This is a genomic window from Corynebacterium sp. MSK310 (assembly GCF_030227355.1).
Lineage (GTDB): Bacteria > Actinomycetota > Actinomycetes > Mycobacteriales > Mycobacteriaceae > Corynebacterium > Corynebacterium rhinophilum.
The window spans coordinates 58928-75100 of sequence record NZ_JASPFZ010000004.1; the positions used below are offsets into that span (position 1 = coordinate 58928).

The 16173-nt window shown below is 59.5% G+C and carries 16 protein-coding genes; 7 read left to right on the forward strand and 9 right to left on the reverse strand.

Translation table 11 applies throughout. The features are described 5' to 3' along the window. Window positions 1-171 precede the first annotated feature (171 nt). From QP891_RS04915 to QP891_RS04945, 7 genes are all read right to left on the reverse strand, one after another. Window positions 172-1128, reverse strand: a complete 957-nt coding sequence (locus tag QP891_RS04915) for a glycine betaine ABC transporter substrate-binding protein (RefSeq protein WP_284770043.1) — start codon at window positions 1126-1128, stop codon at window positions 172-174. Next, complete coding sequence (locus QP891_RS04920; protein ID WP_023016900.1) at window positions 1125-1877, reverse strand: ABC transporter permease; 753 nt, start codon at window positions 1875-1877, stop codon at window positions 1125-1127. Before QP891_RS04920 ends, QP891_RS04915 begins: the two co-directional genes overlap by 4 nt. After that, entirely contained in the window at window positions 1864-3078 is a 1215-nt protein-coding gene (locus QP891_RS04925; protein ID WP_284770042.1) for an ABC transporter ATP-binding protein, read from the reverse strand. Before QP891_RS04925 ends, QP891_RS04920 begins: the two co-directional genes overlap by 14 nt. 2 nt (window positions 3079-3080) lie before the next feature. Beyond that, on the reverse strand, window positions 3081-3716 hold the full coding sequence (locus QP891_RS04930) for an ABC transporter permease (protein WP_023016902.1): 636 nt from the start codon (window positions 3714-3716) through the stop codon (window positions 3081-3083). Between the two features lie 189 nt (window positions 3717-3905). Next, window positions 3906-4643 (reverse strand): sulfite exporter TauE/SafE family protein, encoded by a 738-nt coding sequence (locus tag QP891_RS04935; RefSeq protein ID WP_284770041.1) that lies wholly within the window; start codon window positions 4641-4643, stop codon window positions 3906-3908. 28 nt (window positions 4644-4671) lie between these two features. Then, on the reverse strand, window positions 4672-5334 hold the full coding sequence (locus QP891_RS04940; protein WP_284770040.1) for a TIGR03089 family protein: 663 nt from the start codon (window positions 5332-5334) through the stop codon (window positions 4672-4674). Window positions 5335-5359: 25 nt separating this feature from the next. Beyond that, entirely contained in the window at window positions 5360-6991 is a 1632-nt protein-coding gene (locus QP891_RS04945) for an LCP family protein (protein WP_284781770.1), read from the reverse strand. Between the two features lie 134 nt (window positions 6992-7125). On the opposite strand from QP891_RS04945, the gene QP891_RS04950 reads away from it, so the two are divergent. The 3 genes from QP891_RS04950 (at window position 7126) to QP891_RS04960 (ending at window position 9954) form a co-directional block, all read left to right on the forward strand. Then, on the forward strand, window positions 7126-8034 hold the full coding sequence (locus tag QP891_RS04950; protein ID WP_284770038.1) for a glycosyltransferase family 2 protein: 909 nt from the start codon (window positions 7126-7128) through the stop codon (window positions 8032-8034). A 93-nt stretch (window positions 8035-8127) separates the two neighbouring features. Beyond that, the gene (gene manB / locus QP891_RS04955; protein ID WP_284609975.1) at window positions 8128-9222 is read left to right on the forward strand and encodes a mannose-1-phosphate guanylyltransferase; all 1095 of its coding nucleotides are present in this window, start codon (window positions 8128-8130) and stop codon (window positions 9220-9222) included. Window positions 9223-9660: 438 nt separating this feature from the next. After that, window positions 9661-9954: a WhiB family transcriptional regulator gene (locus tag QP891_RS04960; RefSeq protein ID WP_005277485.1), complete on the forward strand. Its 294-nt coding sequence runs from the start codon at window positions 9661-9663 to the stop codon at window positions 9952-9954. 87 nt (window positions 9955-10041) lie between these two features. Here the strand turns inward: QP891_RS04960 and QP891_RS04965 are convergent, their stop codons facing one another. Further along, window positions 10042-10518 carry a metallopeptidase family protein gene (locus QP891_RS04965; protein WP_284770037.1) on the reverse strand — a complete coding sequence of 159 codons (477 nt, stop codon included), beginning with the start codon at window positions 10516-10518 and terminating at the stop codon, window positions 10042-10044. Between the two features lie 94 nt (window positions 10519-10612). Between QP891_RS04965 and QP891_RS04970 the strand changes: the two genes are divergently transcribed. Further along, entirely contained in the window at window positions 10613-11104 is a 492-nt protein-coding gene (locus QP891_RS04970; protein WP_410762405.1) for a DUF3499 domain-containing protein, read from the forward strand. A gap of 107 nt (window positions 11105-11211) precedes the next feature. Continuing rightward, window positions 11212-12579, forward strand: coding sequence for a phosphomannomutase/phosphoglucomutase (locus QP891_RS04975; RefSeq protein WP_284770035.1), 1368 nt, complete (start codon window positions 11212-11214; stop codon window positions 12577-12579). Window positions 12580-12587: 8 nt separating this feature from the next. On the opposite strand, the gene QP891_RS04980 is transcribed toward QP891_RS04975, so the two are convergent. Further along, on the reverse strand, window positions 12588-13940 hold the full coding sequence (locus QP891_RS04980) for an FAD-dependent oxidoreductase (RefSeq protein WP_284796180.1): 1353 nt from the start codon (window positions 13938-13940) through the stop codon (window positions 12588-12590). Between the two features lie 307 nt (window positions 13941-14247). Here QP891_RS04980 and QP891_RS04985 point away from each other — a divergent pair, with 307 nt between their 5' ends. Together QP891_RS04985 and QP891_RS04990 are read left to right on the forward strand one after the other, a co-directional pair. Next, window positions 14248-15924 carry a nitrite/sulfite reductase gene (locus tag QP891_RS04985; protein ID WP_284770033.1) on the forward strand — a complete coding sequence of 559 codons (1677 nt, stop codon included), beginning with the start codon at window positions 14248-14250 and terminating at the stop codon, window positions 15922-15924. Further along, on the forward strand, window positions 15921-16172 hold the full coding sequence (locus QP891_RS04990; RefSeq protein WP_005277497.1) for a hypothetical protein: 252 nt from the start codon (window positions 15921-15923) through the stop codon (window positions 16170-16172). The genes QP891_RS04985 and QP891_RS04990 overlap by 4 nt, the downstream gene beginning before the upstream one ends. The last annotated feature ends 1 nt before the right edge of the window (window position 16173 follow it).

Genomic DNA, 16173 nt, shown 5'->3' on the forward strand with positions numbered 1-16173 from the left:
CCTCTGGAAACTGAGGGGTTCTCTCTATCTCTCTCGTATGCGCTCTCTCAAACGCATGATTTAAGTATGGGGCACGCGGCTGGAACAGCAATGGAATCTATCTGATAGGTCGCTGAAAAATACTGAAAGTTTCCTGTAAATCCATTTGCGCTGGTAAGCGGCCCTCAAAGATTATCCTTCTAGCAGGCCTTCATCGATGAGGAAATCCTGTGCCACGGCGGTGTAGTCCTCACCGTCGACGTCCACGCGGGCATTAAGCTCCTGCATCTTCTCATCCGTCAGGAGTTTCGCGAGGGGAGCGAAGAGATCCTTGATCTCTGGGTATTCTTCCAAGACCTCGGTGCGCACGACCGGGGCGAGGTTGTACTTGGGGAAGAAGAGCTCAGGGTCCTCCAGCACGGTGAGGTTTAAGGACTTAATGCGGCCATCGGTGGCAAAGATCGAACCGAAGGTGCACTCGCCCTTATTCAAGGCGGCATAGACGGCGCCGGAATCCATAATCCGGATGCGGTCGCGCGGTGGTTGTTCAATGCCATAGCTATCCAACATGGTAAGCAGGCCGTCATTGCGGGCTAAGAACTCGCTATCGGTGCAATAGGTCTGTTCATTGGTGGGAATACCCTTGATATCGGCCAGCGACTCAAGGCCGTACTGTGCGTGGGACTGCTCGCTAATGGCCAGCGCGTACGTATTATTCATCGGCGCTGGGGGTAGCCAGGTAAGTCCATGGTCCTTATCGGCCTCCTTCACTGCCTCGTATTGCTCCTGCGAGCCGGGGACCGGATCGGCGTTGCCCAGGTAGGTAATCCAGGCGGTACCGGTGTATTCGAACATGGAGTCCATATCGCCGACCTCCAGCGCTTGGCGCGCCGAGGTAGAGCCGGGGATATTGGTCAGGTCCTTTACGTTGGCACCTGCGGATTCCAAGAGGATCGCGCCAATCTTGCCCAAGATGACCTGCTCGGTGAAGTTCTTGGAACCGATGGAAATATTGGCACCGTCCAAGTTGATATCGGCCAGGTCGCCCTTTAATTCCCCACTCGGGATGAGTCCACCGGCGGTGCCGAGGCCGCACCCGGCGAGGAAGAAGGTGCCTGCGGCGGCGAGGGTTGCGAGGAGGCGTTTCATTTGATCATTCCCTTCGGGGCGAAGACAACCTCAAGAACGCGGCCCACCCATTCGACCGCTAAGGCTAAGGCGGCGATGAGGACCGCGCCGGAGATGAGAATAGGGTTGCGGTAGAGGGTAATACCGGTGGTAATCAGCCCGCCGAGGCCGCCGGCATCAATAAAGGTGGCAAACGCACCCGCGCCGACCAAAAGCACCAGGGAGGTGCGGATGCCGGTCATGATGACCGGCAGGGCCATGGGCAGCTCGACCTTGGTGAGCACCTGGATTGGTGACATGCTGAGGCCGTAGGCGGCCTCGACAAGTTGCTTATCCACACCCCGCAAACCCGCAATCACGTTGGCGAGCACGGGCAAGAAGGCATAGAACCAGAGGCCGAGGATGGCCACCGGCTCACCAAAGCCGAGCCAGATGGCCAATAGGACGATGACACCGACGACGGGCGCGGCCTGTCCAATATTCGCGATGCTGGTGATGATCGGCGCCATGAACTTGGTGGACTTGCGCGTTAGCACGATGCCCAGCGGCACGGCCGTGGCGATGACCAGCAGCGCGGAGATGACCACGAGGACTAAATGCTCGCGGGTCATGGTGAGCACAGAACTAATCTGCAGGGTGCGCTCTTCAATATCATCCAATTCGGCCGTGGCGTGCCAGATGAGCCAGCCGCCCACCGTGAGTACGACCAGGATGGGGATGCCGATGATTAGGAGGCGGTCTTCACCAGTGAGGCGTTTAAATTTCTCCACCGGAATCCACCTCCTGGTCATCTAAAGCCTCTTGGGCGGCGGCATTCATCTGCTGGATATAATCCGTGACCGTTTCGTAGTACAAAACGCCCACGAATTCACCGCGGCGGGTAACAAGCGCCCCGCTGTGGGAGGAAGCAAGCATGGCAGACATGGCATCGCTAAGCGTAGAGCGCGCATCCACAACGGAGTTGAGCTCGAACTGCGGCTCCGGAATGGTCTCGTAGCGCTCGAGCTGGCGGGCGAAGATCCAGTCGCGGGGATGGCCCTTGTCATCGACGATGACCACCATTTCTTCGCCGGCTTCGCGCAGGCGCGCTAGGGCCTCGGTTGTGGATTCACCGATGCGCGCGGTGGCCTGATCCGCAAGTTCCAGCTCGTCCGCGCGGCGCAGGTTGAGCTGCTTTAGGGCGGAGCCGGAACCAATGAAGTCGGCCACGAAGTCATTCGCGGGCGCGGCGAGGATATTTTCGGGCGTATCGTACTGGCTGATCTTCCCGCCTGGCTCAAAGATGAGGATGCGGTGGCCCAGCTTGATGGCCTCATCGGTATCGTGCGTGACGCAAATAATGGTCTTTTTCAACTCGGATTGGATATTGACCAATTCATCCTGCAGGCGGGTGCGGGTGATGGGGTCGACAGCGCCGAAGGGCTCGTCCATCAAGACCACCGGCGGATCCGCAGCCAGGCCGCGGGCGACGCCGACGCGCTGTTGCTGGCCACCGGAAAGCTCGCTGGGGAAGCGATCGCGGTAGGTTGCAGGATCGAGCCCGACCATATCCAAAAGTTCATCGGTGCGCTGAGCAATCTTATCGGCCTTCCACTTCTTCAGCTTGGGCACAAGCGCAATATTATCCGCGACGGACATGTGCGGGATGAGGCCGCCGCCTTGGATGACGTAGCCAATATCGCGGCGCAGCTGCGTGGGGTTTTTCTTGGTGGCGTCCTCGCCATCGATATAAATGGTGCCGCTGGTCGGCTCCACCAAGCGGTTAATTATCTTCAGCGAGGTGGTCTTACCGCAACCGGAAGGCCCGACGAACGCGACCAGCTCGCCCGCCGGAATTTCGAAAGACAGATCCTCGACGGCAGGGGAACCTTGGCCCGAATAAGCCTTGGTGACGTGGTCAAATACGATGCTGGCACCGCTATTGCTCGCGTCCGCGGCGTGCGTGGACGAAGCGTGCGTTGAATCGGACATTCTTAAATACCTTTCGGGGTGGTCAATTTTTGGATTCCGGCGAGAATCGCATCCACGATGAGCGCAATAATGACGACGCCGATGGTGCCCACCAGCGTGAAATTAAGTGCGTTGGTGCCACCGATTTGGCTCAGCCCTGAGTAGATATATCCACCCAGTCCTGGGCCGAGCGCATAGGCGGCGATGGCGGCAACACCCATAGACATCTGGGTGGAGACGCGGATGCCAGTCATAATCACCGGCCAGGCCAGCGGCAGCCGGATGCGGAAGAGGATAGCCGTCGAGCTCATGCCCTGCCCGCGGGCGGATTCGATGACATCGTCGCTGACATTGTGCAAGCCGACGATGGCATTGCGCAGGATGGGAAGGACGGCATAAAAGACCACGAGGGCAACGGACGGTATGGTGCCGATGCCAAAGAGCGGGATGGCAAGACCAAGGAGCGCCAGCGATGGCAAGGTCAGGCCGATGGAGGTCAGGGCATTAGCGATAGCCGCACCGCGCGGGCGCTGGGCTACGAAAATGGCAATAATCAACGCGATGACCAGGGCCACGGCAACTGATTGGATGACAAGGCTTGCGTGCTGGTAACTGCGGAAAAGGATATCCTGCCAGCGCGCAGCGATAAATTCGTTCATTTCATCACCTAAAAGAAAGAGAATAGGGCGCAGGGAAAATTATTAGGGGCACAGACTCTCTGGTCCTTCCTCTGCGCTGATGATGTGCTTCTAGCGTACAAGCTTTTTTCAGCGCGAAACAATAGCTGGACAGGCTGGAGACAAAACCGGGGGCAGTGATTACCACGTCATACCGGTCTTATTGGAGGCCTAGAAAAACAGCACTTGGCCAATAAGGGCAAGGGCAGCGGTAATAGCTACCACCGTGACGATGCGGTTAAGGCGCTTGGTATCGATGAAGTGGTTTAGGTAGTTGGCAATGAACAGGCCGATGACCACCAAGGGGCTGTACGCCGCTGCGGCATAGACCTGCGGCTGGGTGACCTGGCCGCTAAAGCCCAGGATGAAAAGGGACATGACGGTACCGATCACAAAGGTTCCGGCGAGGCTGCCGCGGGTGCGCTGTGGGTCAAAGCGCTTCATAATCAGCGCCATCGGCGGGCCACCGATGGAAGTAGAGGTTCCCAGGAATCCGGAGGTAAGCCCGGCCAGGACGGTATTGCGCTTGGTGGGCTCGGGGCTCCAGCCGAGGCTGGAGAGGGACATCGCCAAGAGCACCGCGCAGCCGATGAAGATGGAAAGGCCATCGTGCGAGAGAGAAGCGATCGCCCACGCGCCGGCAAACGAGCCAGGAATGCGGGCTATGACGGATATGCCAACTAGGCGCCATGAGGTTTCGCGGTACGTCCGCGCCAGCGTATAGATGGAAATGCACAGCGCGAGGAGCAAAATGAGCGTGGGGACTAAATCCGGGCGCAGGAGCGCGATGATGGGGGTGGCGATGGTGCCGAGCCCAAAGCCGATCGAGCCCTGAGTGATAGTGCCGACCAAAATGAGCACACCAATAAAGATGTAGACCCACGCGTCTGAAGAGATTCCCAAGAACATGATGGAAGGCAAGTATAGGGCACTTGGCCTAGAGCCGGGCGGTTACTTTCTCATTCGCTGCAATTTCATCCAGGCGGGACGCGGGGCAAAGTCCTGCGACGATGACGGCGGAGCCGCCGGCCGCTAAGGGCTCGAGGACGGCGCGGGTGAAGGAAGATTTATCGCTCCAACCGGTGGATAGCAGCCGCTCGGCGCCGCCGGGCGGGGTCACCAATTCCGGCAGGGGTTGGGTTTCACCAAAGTACTGATCTCCATAAAAACGGACGGTGGGGCCGAAGTCAATGGCACCGGTGGGCAGTTCTCCGCCGGATTCAACGATGCCGCGGCCAAAGGGATCATCGCTGATGAGCACGATATCGGCCTGTGGCTGCCGCTCTTGGGCAGCGAGGTAGCGGGAGGGGGAGGTAAAGACGACATCGGCAAGCGCGGCCGATTCACCGAAATCAAAGGTGGGCCCGGCGGCAAGGGCGCCTAAGGCAATGACGGCGGCCTGCCACGAGGTGGGCACGTCGATGGCGATGGTGGAATCCGGCTCTAAGTCGAGCTCTTCTTCCAACATATTGGCGATCTTGGCCACCCAGTTATCGAGCGTCTGGGCGGAAAAATCCATGCGCGCGCCGGTGGATTCGTTATAAACAGTCAGCCGCGGGGTGGCGGCATCGGCGTTTAAAAGATGGGCGAGTAGTTCCATACCCGCCCATCGTAGGCCAGCCTGCTTAGTTCACGCAGCGCGGACCGTGGCCGCCGGCGTCGATTTCAGGCGCGACCTTGTTGGCACCGAAGTCATTGCCCGGTGTTCCTACCAGGTCGGTATCTTCTTCGGCTGCGGATTCCTCGGCGCTGGCCTCCTCATCGGAAGGGCCCTGGTAATCATCGGTGGCCACGACGAGCAAGGTATTGTCATCGAGCTGCGGATTTTCTACCACAGGAAGGCCACCGAGCTTTTCCGCCAGCTTCTTGGCATCTTCGCTCTCCGGGTCTGCGGCCACGACCTGGGACTCGGAGTAGATACCGGGCTGGGCGTTGGCGGAGCGCTCAACGGTATAGCCGGTGTTTTCCAGCCAGGTGCCAATGCCAGCGGCCAATCCATCGATATTGCCGGCATTGAGGACGTGGACCTCGTTATCGGAGTTGATATCGGCATCGTGCTCCGGCGCGTTTTCGGAGTTTTCCTCCTTGTTGGCCGCGTCCTCTTCGGCTTCCTCGTGCGACATGGCCAGATCCTCCATGAAGCGGTGGACCTCATTGGTATCGATGGTGACGATGGATTCGCCGTAATCGCCGCGGCCATCGATAGAAGTGACCGGGATAGTGGTGAAGGTGACATTGCCGCCGGCCAGGCCGGCCAGCTGGGTGACAAAGCCCATGATGTCCCAGCCATCATCGATGACCACGGAGCGCTCCACAGCCTTCGCAATCTTGGATAGCTTGGACGGGCTGGTCAGCGTGTCATTATCGAGCACCTTATTGACCAGCGAGGCCATATACGCCTGCTGGCGCACGATGCGGTCAAGGTCACCGCGCGGCAGGTTATAGCGCTGGCGCACAAAGGTCAGCGCCTGCGCGCCATCGAGGGTCTGGGTGCCCTTATGGAAATTGGCGCCGGACATCTCGTCCTCAACATCCTCGTTGAGGCACACCTCGACGCCGCCGACGGCATCAGTAAGCAGCGTAAAGCCCAGCAAGCCCACCTCGGCGTAGTGGTCAATGGACACGCCGGTCAGGGAGTGCACCATCTTGAGCAGGCCTTCGCGGCCGGCTTCCACGCCGTGCTTTTCGATGTCCTTATCCGAATACGGTTTCTTTTCGCCCTGCGCCTCCGCCTGGGCGTTTTCCTGCTGGAGCTGTTGCACCTTGTCGTTTTTGTGCGAGGCGTAGACGGCATTGATCTTCATATTGCCGTAGTCCGGATCGTTGACATAGGTATCGCGCGGAATGGAGACCGCGGTAGCGCGCGAGCCGTCTTCTGGAATGCGCACGAGCATGATGGTGTCGGTATTTTCCTCGCCCTCGGCAACGCCGGCGTGGAGATCCGCCAGCTCCTTTTCGGAGAGCGGATTGCCCTGGGCATCGGTACGCGAGTCCTTGCCCACGAGCAAGATATCGGCGGCGCCGTCCAAGGAAGGATCGGATAAACCATCCTCGCCCAAAGATAGGTCCGAGGCGGAGGACATGCCCGTATCCAGGCGCCCCACCGTGGCATAGCCCACGCCGGAGACAGCTAGGATGAGGGCAGAAATGACGGCCACGATGGTTTTGGTGGCCGTGGAACCCTTTTGCTTAACCGCGCTAGCGGCAGAGGGCGCGGGTTGGATATTGCGCGCCCGGCGAGTGTTCTCAGAAGTCACAAGTGAAGGCTTTCTACTTTCCGGGGATCTGGAGATAGTTTAGGGGAGATCTCGCCGAAATTAGGGATCCGTGACCAGTTTCGCGTGTTTGAAACAGTGTCTGTCTCCTGACGTGGCCTCTGGCATGACTAAGCTTGGGGCCCATTGTGACTACTGAAACTACAGCTCCGCTCGCCGTTATCACCGTGACCTACAACCCCGGTGAGTACTTGGCGCGCTTTATAGACTCCCTGCCGGACTCCGGTGCTAACGGCACCCAGGTGGTGCTGGCGGATAATGGTTCGACCGACGGTATCCCGGAAGCCGCCGCTGCGGAAGAAGAGGACGTGCACTTCCTCGATACCGGCGGCAATATCGGCTACGGCGCCGGCATGAACGCCGGTGCGCGGTGGGTGCGCGAGAACCAGCGCGTAGATGATGAGTTTTTCCTTATCTCTAACCCGGATGTCACCTTTAGTGAAGGCGCCATTGACCAGATGATCGCGTGCGCACGCCGCTGGCCGGATGCCGCGGCGGTAGGCCCGCGCATCGTGGAACCAGATGGCAGCAACTATCCGTCTGCCCGGTCGGTGCCCAATATATCCACCGGCATCGGCCACGCGCTGTTTTCTAACCTATGGCCCTCTAATCCGTGGACACGCACGTACCGCAACGATGCCGATATGTCCGTCCAGCGCCCCGCCGGGTGGTTATCCGGATCCTGCCTCTTGGTGCGCTGGGAGGCCTTCGATGCCATCGGCGGTTTTGATGAGCGCTACTTCATGTATTTGGAAGACGTGGACTTGGGCGATCGCTTCGCGCGCGCCGGGTATCAAAATATTTTCTGTCCGGAAGCCGTCATCAGCCACGCCAAGGGGCATTCCACCCAGGCGCACGCCGGGGCGATGCTGCGCGCGCACCACAGTTCCGCGTATCGCTTCCAGGCGGACCGTCACCCGGCGTGGTGGCAGGCCCCGCTGCGCGCCGCGCTGTGGCTGGGATTGCAGGCGCGGGGAGCGGTAACGGCCGCACGCGCCAGCACGGCCAAAGATTCGGAGGCCTGAAGCGCGTGCCGTTGACCTGGTTTCTGGCCGCGGCCGCATACACTGACCTTCGAAAAACCTCAGAATAAGATTGTCTGCATACAAAGGATGACTATGACTGAAGCAGCCACCACTCATGGTGCCACCACCGATGCGGTGATTTTGGTGGGCGGGCGCGGTACCCGCCTGCGCCCACTGACCATTGGTACGCCCAAGCCCATGCTGCCGACGGCAAATTACCCGTTCCTGCAGCACCTGCTCGCCCGCATCAAGGCCGCGGGCATTGAGCACGTGGTGATGTCCACCTCGTATAAGGCAGAGGTTTTCGAGGAATACTTTGGCGATGGATCCGAGCTCGGCCTAGACATTGAATACGTGGTGGAAGAAACCGCGCTGGGCACCGGCGGCGGTATCCGCAACGTCTATGACAAGCTGCGCAATGACACCGTCATGGTCTTCAACGGCGATGTTCTTTCCGGCATGGATCTAGAGGGCATCTTGACCACGCACCACAACAAGGGTGCCGATGTCACCATGCACCTGCTCAACGTGGCGGATCCGCGCGCCTTTGGCTGCGTGCCCACGGATTCTGAGGGCCGGGTCACGGCCTTTTTGGAAAAGACCGAGGATCCACCAACCAACCAGATCAATGCCGGTTGCTACGTCTTTGACCGCTCCGTCATCGAGTCCATCCCTGCAGACCGCGTGGTCTCGGTAGAGCGCGAGACCTTCCCGGGCTTGCTTGCCGATGGCCGCTTGGTCGTCGGCCACGTCGATAACTCCTACTGGCGCGATATGGGCCGCCCGGATGACTTCACCCGCGGCTCCTCCGACCTGGTGCGCGGCATCGCCCCATCGCCGCTGTTGGAGGGCCGCACCGGCGAGTCCCTCGTGGAATCCTCTGCGGGAATTGCCGGCGGCGTGCTGCTGCTATCTGGCACCGCGGTGGGCCGCGGATCCGAGGTGGGTGCGGGCTCCCGCTTGGAGGGAACGGTGGTCTTTGATGGCGTTCGCATCGAACCGGGCGCCATCATCCACAACTCCATCATTGCCTCGGGCGCCCACATCGGTGCCAATGCGGTCATCGAAAACTGCGTCATCGGCGAAGGCGCCCACGTGGGTGCCCGCTGTGAGCTCGTGGACGGCATGCGAGTCTTTCCCGGCGTGACCATCCCGGATGCCGGCATTCGCTTTAGCTCCGACGCCTAAAGCGCCCGCCGCCTTCCCTCCGCACCGCCTGCAGCTCGGTAACGCCGCGCGGTGTGGAGGGCTTTGTGATCCCTGCCCGGTCGAGATTTGGGAGACACGCCGAAAGTTCCTGAAAATTGTTGACAGAAAAACCGGGTACCACTATATCTAGTACCCCCTACCTACACCCCCGGATGGCACCGGGTGTTACTAATGTGACGGATGGGGATCGTGTGCAGCGTTTTTGCGATAAAGCGCGAAAAAGGCACTAATTCAGGTTGACGATATTTAGTGATCCGGTGTGAAATTACATCAGTGCAAGAAACGGCGACCGACGCACTTGTTTTCACGGATTGGTTCGCGGATTGACGGCGATTTAGCCGCACTTCAGCCTCGTGTACAGTCGGTTGCACTGATTAGGATTACCCAACCTCGGAGAAAGGAAAAGGCGTGGACAAAATGGCTAATAACAACGCCATTCTCCGTGGCGGTGCTGCTGCAGAGGTATCGCTCGATGAACTCTTCGGTGCCGTCGAGCAGGAGTGGCAGGATCAAGCGTTGTGTGCGCAGACGGATCCAGAGGCATTCTTCCCTGAAAAGGGAGGTTCCACCCGTGAGGCAAAGCGTATCTGCCAAGCCTGCGCGGTGCGCGATGAATGCTTGGAATACGCGCTGGAGCACGATGAACGCTTCGGAATTTGGGGCGGGCTTTCGGACCGCGAACGCCGTCGCCTTAAGCGCGAGATTGGTTAATTAAGTTGTGTGCTCTAGCCCTTGGCTGCGCCCCCTGAGTGGTGCGGTCAAGGGCTAGAGTTTTCTTTGTGGTGCGAAAAGGTGTCCCTACCAGCTATAGCGCGGGTCTACCTCCTCTGGGGTGAGGTTTAAGTAATTGGCCACCAGGGCGGTAATGACCGTGCCGAGGAGTTCCGCGCGCTCGGCGGAGGTGACGGCACGCTGCTCAATGGGCATGCGGAAGATAACGAGCCGGGCGCGAGTGGGGGTGCCAGCAGGGTCGACACCGGCGGGCACGATGCGGCCGAGCGGCACTGGGCCATCAGCAATGATCTCATCTGGCAGCACCGTCATATCCGCCGAAAGTCGCATGCGCGGGATGGTATCTACCGCAAGGTCGAGCCCGCGCAATTGCGGGGCGAAGGCGTGCTGAATGGGTGCGTAGGCCTCGAGGACGGCGGCATCGAAGAGCTCGCGGGCGCTGCGGTAGCGCGGGGTTTGCTGCGGTAGCAAGGGCCCGTGCAGGCCGCACCCGTGGCGGTCGCGGGCGGGGCGAATATGCGGGCGGGGGCGAGCGGCGGTCATGGCGTTGATTCTAAAGCTCGGTGACGGCGCAATAAGTGCAGCCACGCCGGGGAAGTACTATCTAAATCTCAACCAAGGGTTTAGACTATTGTCCGTGACTGAATCTCGCCATTGCTCCCGCCCAGGCTGCGGCCGACCCGCCGTGGCGACGTTGACCTATGCATATGCGGATCAAACCGCAGTGGTTGGTCCGCTGGCAGAAGAGGATAACCCGCATAGCTGGGATCTGTGCAGCACCCACCGCGACCGCATCTCTGCGCCGGTGGGGTGGGAGCTGGTGCGCGTAGACCGCATTGAGCTGGACGAGGATGATGACCTTATGGCCCTGGCGCAGGCGGTCAAGGAAGACGGCAGGGTAACCACGGGGCTTGTCGATGACCGCAGCGCCGGCTCCGGGGCAGATCCCATCGATTACACCGCCACCTTCGATGGCGCTGATCCTGCCAATTCTAATCACCCGGTATTTCGCACTCGCCGCGTGGCCTATGCCAAAAAGGCCCGCCGCGCTCACCTGTCCGTAGTTCCCGATGCGCACAGCGAAGATAATTCTGCCGAGAGGCAGGACACGGACTCTGAGTCTGACTAAACCACGGGCGCTGGGCACAGCGCCCGTGAAAGTTTGCGCTAGCTAGCTGCAGACACGGATGGAGCACTGCCCTAGTTGCCCGCAGGCGGGGAGTAATATTGCGAGGTATGCGAACTCGTGAGCATCTTGATGCAGTGATTAAGGCCTATGACGTCCGTGGCGTGGTGGGCGAAGATATCGATGAAGACTTCGTGCGCGATACTGGTGCCGCCTTTGCCGCAATCCTGCGCGAAGAAGGCGAAAACACCGTGGCCGTAGGCCACGATATGCGTCCGTCTTCTCCCGCGCTGGCGCAAGCCTTTGCTGAAGGCGTGGTGAGCCAAGGCCTCCACGTGACGCTTCTGGGGCTTACCTCCACCGATGAGCTCTACTATGCCGCGGGTTCTATGGAGTGCGCGGGCGCGATGTTTACCGCCTCCCACAACCCGGCGAAGTACAACGGCATCAAGCTCTGCCGCGCCGGTGCCGTCCCCGTTGGACAACGGACTGGGCTGGAAGAGATTAAGCAGATGCTTATCGATGGCACCCCAGACTACGACGGCCCCAATGGTGCCATCGCCGAGCAGGAAATCCTGACTGGTTACGCGGACTTCCTGCGCCACCTCGTGCCGCTGGAAGAATCCAAGCCGCTGGTCGTGGCCGTCGATGCCGCCAATGGCATGGGCGGGCACACCGTCCCGGCCGTCTTTGATGGCCTGCCCTTCGATGTCCGCGATCTTTACTTTGCGCTCGATGGCACCTTCCCCAACCATGAGGCGAACCCGCTGGATCCCAAGAACCTAGAGGATCTGCAGAAATTCACCGTAGAGCAAAAGGCCGATATCGGCCTTGCCTTTGACGGCGACGCAGACCGTTGCTTCGTGGTGGATGAAAAGGGCCAGCCGGTATCGCCGTCTGCCATCTGTGCGCTGGTGGCTAGCCGCTACTTGGATAAATTTCCAGGCGCGACCATCATCCACAACCTAATTACCTCCAAGACGGTGCCGGAGCTCATCGCGGAAAAGGGCGGTACCGCAGTGCGCACGCGCGTGGGTCACTCCTTCATCAAGGCTCAAATGGCCGAGCACAGGGCGGCCTTTGGCGGCGAGCACTCCGCGCACTACTACTTCCAGGAATTCTGGAATGCCGATTCCGGCATGCTGGCCGCCATGCACGTTCTGGCCGCGCTGGGGCAGACGGATAAGCCGCTTAGTGAGCTCATGGCGGAGTACTCCCGCTATGAGGCCTCCGGGGAGATCAACTCCACCGTGGCGGATCAACAGGCCGCCACCCAGGCGGTACTCGATGAGCTGGCGGATAAGATTGAATCCGTCGATGAGCTAGATGGCGTTACGGTCGAGCTCAAGGGCACGGATGCTTGGTTTAATGTGCGCGCTTCCAATACCGAGCCGCTGCTGCGACTCAATGTTGAGGCGAAGACCTCCGAAGAGGTGCAGCAGATCGTAGACGAGGTCCTCGCCATCATCAGGCGCTAATTACTGAATTACTGCGCGCGGGAGTGGGCGACCATGTCTTCCCACTCCACGTACTTCTTTCGCTCGCGGCCTTCGCGCTCGCCCAAAGCGCGCTCAGCGGCATCGAGGCGCTGCCAATCCTGCCACGTGAGGTAGTCGATGCCCTTATCTGCGAAGGCCTCGGTGATATCGTCGGCGGTGGGGGATGGTAGGGTGCCCGCGGCGGCATCATCAAGCAGCATGCCAATGGTTTCACTGGCATCGGACTTGGTATTGCCAATCAGGCCCACGGGCCCGCGTTTTACCCAGCCGGTGGTGTAGAGGCCGGGCACGATGGCGCCCTCTTCGTCGATGACGTGGCCGCCGTCATTGTTGATAACGTTTTTCTCGCTATTAAATGGCACGCCATCCACGGCGTCTGAGCGATAGCCCGTGGCAAAGTAGACCGCTTGCACTGGCCACGTGGTGAATTTACCCGTCCCGCGCACGCTGCCATCGCCGGTCAGCTCTGTGCGCTCCGTTTTAATCCCGCTGACTCGGCCGTTCTCACCGAGGATCTCCACCGGCTGCTCGAAGAGGTGGATCTGCAGCGTATGCGGGGCCTGTTTGGGATCGCGAATGGCATATTGCTCAAGAACCTGGCACACCAAATCCGTAGACTTGCTGGAAGCGCGAGCCTCTAGCGAGGCCTCGTCGTAATCAATATCTTCCGGGGAGACGACCACATTGATGTTCTCCGAATGGTCGAGCTCTTTGAGCTCTTGCGGGGTGAACTTGGCTTGGGCGGGCCCGCGGCGCCCGAAGACGCGTACGGTCTCTGCCTTATTTTGTGCCAGCGAATCGTAGACATTATCGGCGATTTCGGTCACCTTGAGCTCATCGCCCGTCTTGGCCAAAATGCGTGAGACATCCAGTCCCACATTGCCCACGCCGATGACGGCGACCTCGCTGGCGGAGAGATCCCACTCGCGCTCAAAACGCGGATTTCCGTCATAAAAGCCCACGAACTCACCGGCGCCGTGCACTCCCTGCAGTTGTGCCCCAGGGATATCGCGGTGGCGATCGCCTACGGCGCCAGTGGCGAAGATGACGGCATCGTAGTGCTGCTGGAGCTCATCAACCGTGATATCGCGGCCGATGTGCACGTTGGTCAGCAGGCGAATCTGCTCCGTATCTAAGACGCGGTGCAAGGAATTAATGATCCCTTTAATGCGTGGGTGGTCAGGGGCCACGCCGTAGCGGATGAGACCGAAGGGCGCGGGCATTTGCTCAATGAGATCGATGCGCACGTTTCCGCCGGTCTTTTTCACCAGAATGTCGGAGGCGTAAATGCCGGCAGGACCGGCACCAATGACGGCTACGTTTAAGGGTTTGTCTGACACGGTAAATCTGCCTTTCTAGTGTGCGTATTCTCCCGCGGCAATGTGAAGGGAAACAGGGTTCCTCAACGGATAGATATAAATAGACTAGATGGTCTATTTGTGGTGGTTGAGTGCGGGATTTCTCTTAACAGAGTGAACCGTATGGTCTGTTTGTGCACAAGTGGGATAATTAGATTCTTTATTAAATGCCTTTAATGCGCTGGTCACGGCGCTGGCGAGGGTGAAAATAAAACAGACCGCTTTGTCTGCGATCTGTAGACGGGTAGGTTTTCCTTCAACGCTTTGAAAGGGAGGTCTACACCACATTATGGCTACCGCAACGACGACCAAACGCAAGCCACGCGCCAATAAGCCCGAGGGCCAGTGGAAAATTGACGGTAAGGAACCGTTGAATAACGATGAGGCCATCAAGCAGGACGATGGTGGTCTCTCAGCCAAGCAGCGCGTAATAGACATCTACTCCAAGCAGGGATTTTCCTCTATCCCACCGGAGGATTTAGCGCCGCGCTTTAAGTGGTTGGGGCTGTATACGCAGCGCAATCAGAACTTGGGTGGGGAGATGACCGCCAAGCTGTCCAATGCAGAATTGCAAGATGAATACTTCATGATGCGCGTGCGCTTCGATGGCGGCCGTGCTGATCCGGCCAAGCTGCGCGCGGTGGGAGAAATCTCGCGCGATTATGCTCGCTCTACCGCGGACTTTACAGACCGGCAGAATATCCAGCTGCACTGGATTCAGATCGAAGACGTACCCACCATCTGGGACAAACTCGAATCCGTGGGCCTGGGCACCTTGATGGGGTGCGGCGATGTGCCCCGCGTCATTTTGGGCTCGCCGGTCGCGGGAGTGGCTGAAGATGAGATTATCGATGCCACCCCAGCTATCGAGGAAATCAAGAATAATTACTTACCGCGCGAGGAGTTCCATAACCTTCCCCGCAAGTTCAAAACCGCTATTTCCGGCAATGCGCGCCAGGACGTTACGCACGAAATTCAAGACGTTGCCTTCGTAGGCGTCAACCACCCCGAATATGGGCCCGGCTTCGATTGCTTCGTGGGCGGGGGACTGTCCACCAACCCCATGCTCTCGCAGTCATTAGGCGCGTGGGTGCCACTCGAGCGCGTTCCGGAAGTATGGGCCGGCGTGGTCAGCATCTTCCGCGACTATGGCTTCCGCCGCAACCGCAATCGCGCGCGCCTGAAGTTCTTGGTGGCTAAATGGGGCATCGAAAAGTTCCGCCAAGTGCTCGAGGAGGAGTACTTGGACAAGCCGCTGGCCGATGGCATCCCGCTCGAGGTCAATCCCGGCAGCCGCGATCACCTAGGTGTGCACAAGCAAAAGGACGGCAAGTTCTACGTTGGCGTGAAACCCACCGTGGGCCATGCAACGGGCGAACAGCTCATTGCCATTGCTGATGTGGCAGAAAAGTTCGGCATCTCGCGCATCCGTACCACCCCGATGAAGGAATTGCTCTTCCTCGATGTGGAGGAAGACGATATTCCGGCGCTCTCGCGCGCGCTGGATGAAACGGGCCTGTATTCCCAGCCCACGGAGTTTCGCCGCGGCGTCATTTCCTGCACTGGTCTGGAATTTTGCAAGTTGGCGCACGTGACCACGAAGGCCCGTGCCATCGAATTGGTGGACATCCTCGAAGACACCCTGGGGGATTTGGATGTACCCATTTCCATCGCATTAAACGGCTGCCCGAATGCGTGCGCGCGCTCCCAGGTATCCGATATTGGGCTCAAGGGCCAGATCGTCACCGATGCCGATGGCAACCGCGTCGAGGGATTCCAAGTCCACTTGGGCGGCGCCCTCGGCCTTTCCCCCGACTGGGGCCGCAAGCTCCGCGGTCACAAGGTCGTGGCCGATGAAGTACCGGACTACGTCATCCGGCTGGTCAATAAATACAAGGAACAACGCGAAGAAGGCGAGCAGTTCCGCCACTGGGTACTGCGCGCCGAGGAGGAAGATCTGCAGTGAATTTTCGCCGAAAACCTAATCCCAATCGCAATCACCCCACCTTTTGCCCGTACTGCGCCGGCACTGATCTTTTCCCCGATGAAGAAGACGACTTTGCCTGGAATTGCCAGGAGTGCCTGCGCGTATTTTCGGTCCGCTTCCACGGACAAGATGATGCCCCCGTAGCACCGGCCCCAGCAGTCTCTTCCACTGAGGCCCTGCAGCGCTCCCTAGCCCGCCGCGGACACTCCACGGCTCCAGTGGATTAAG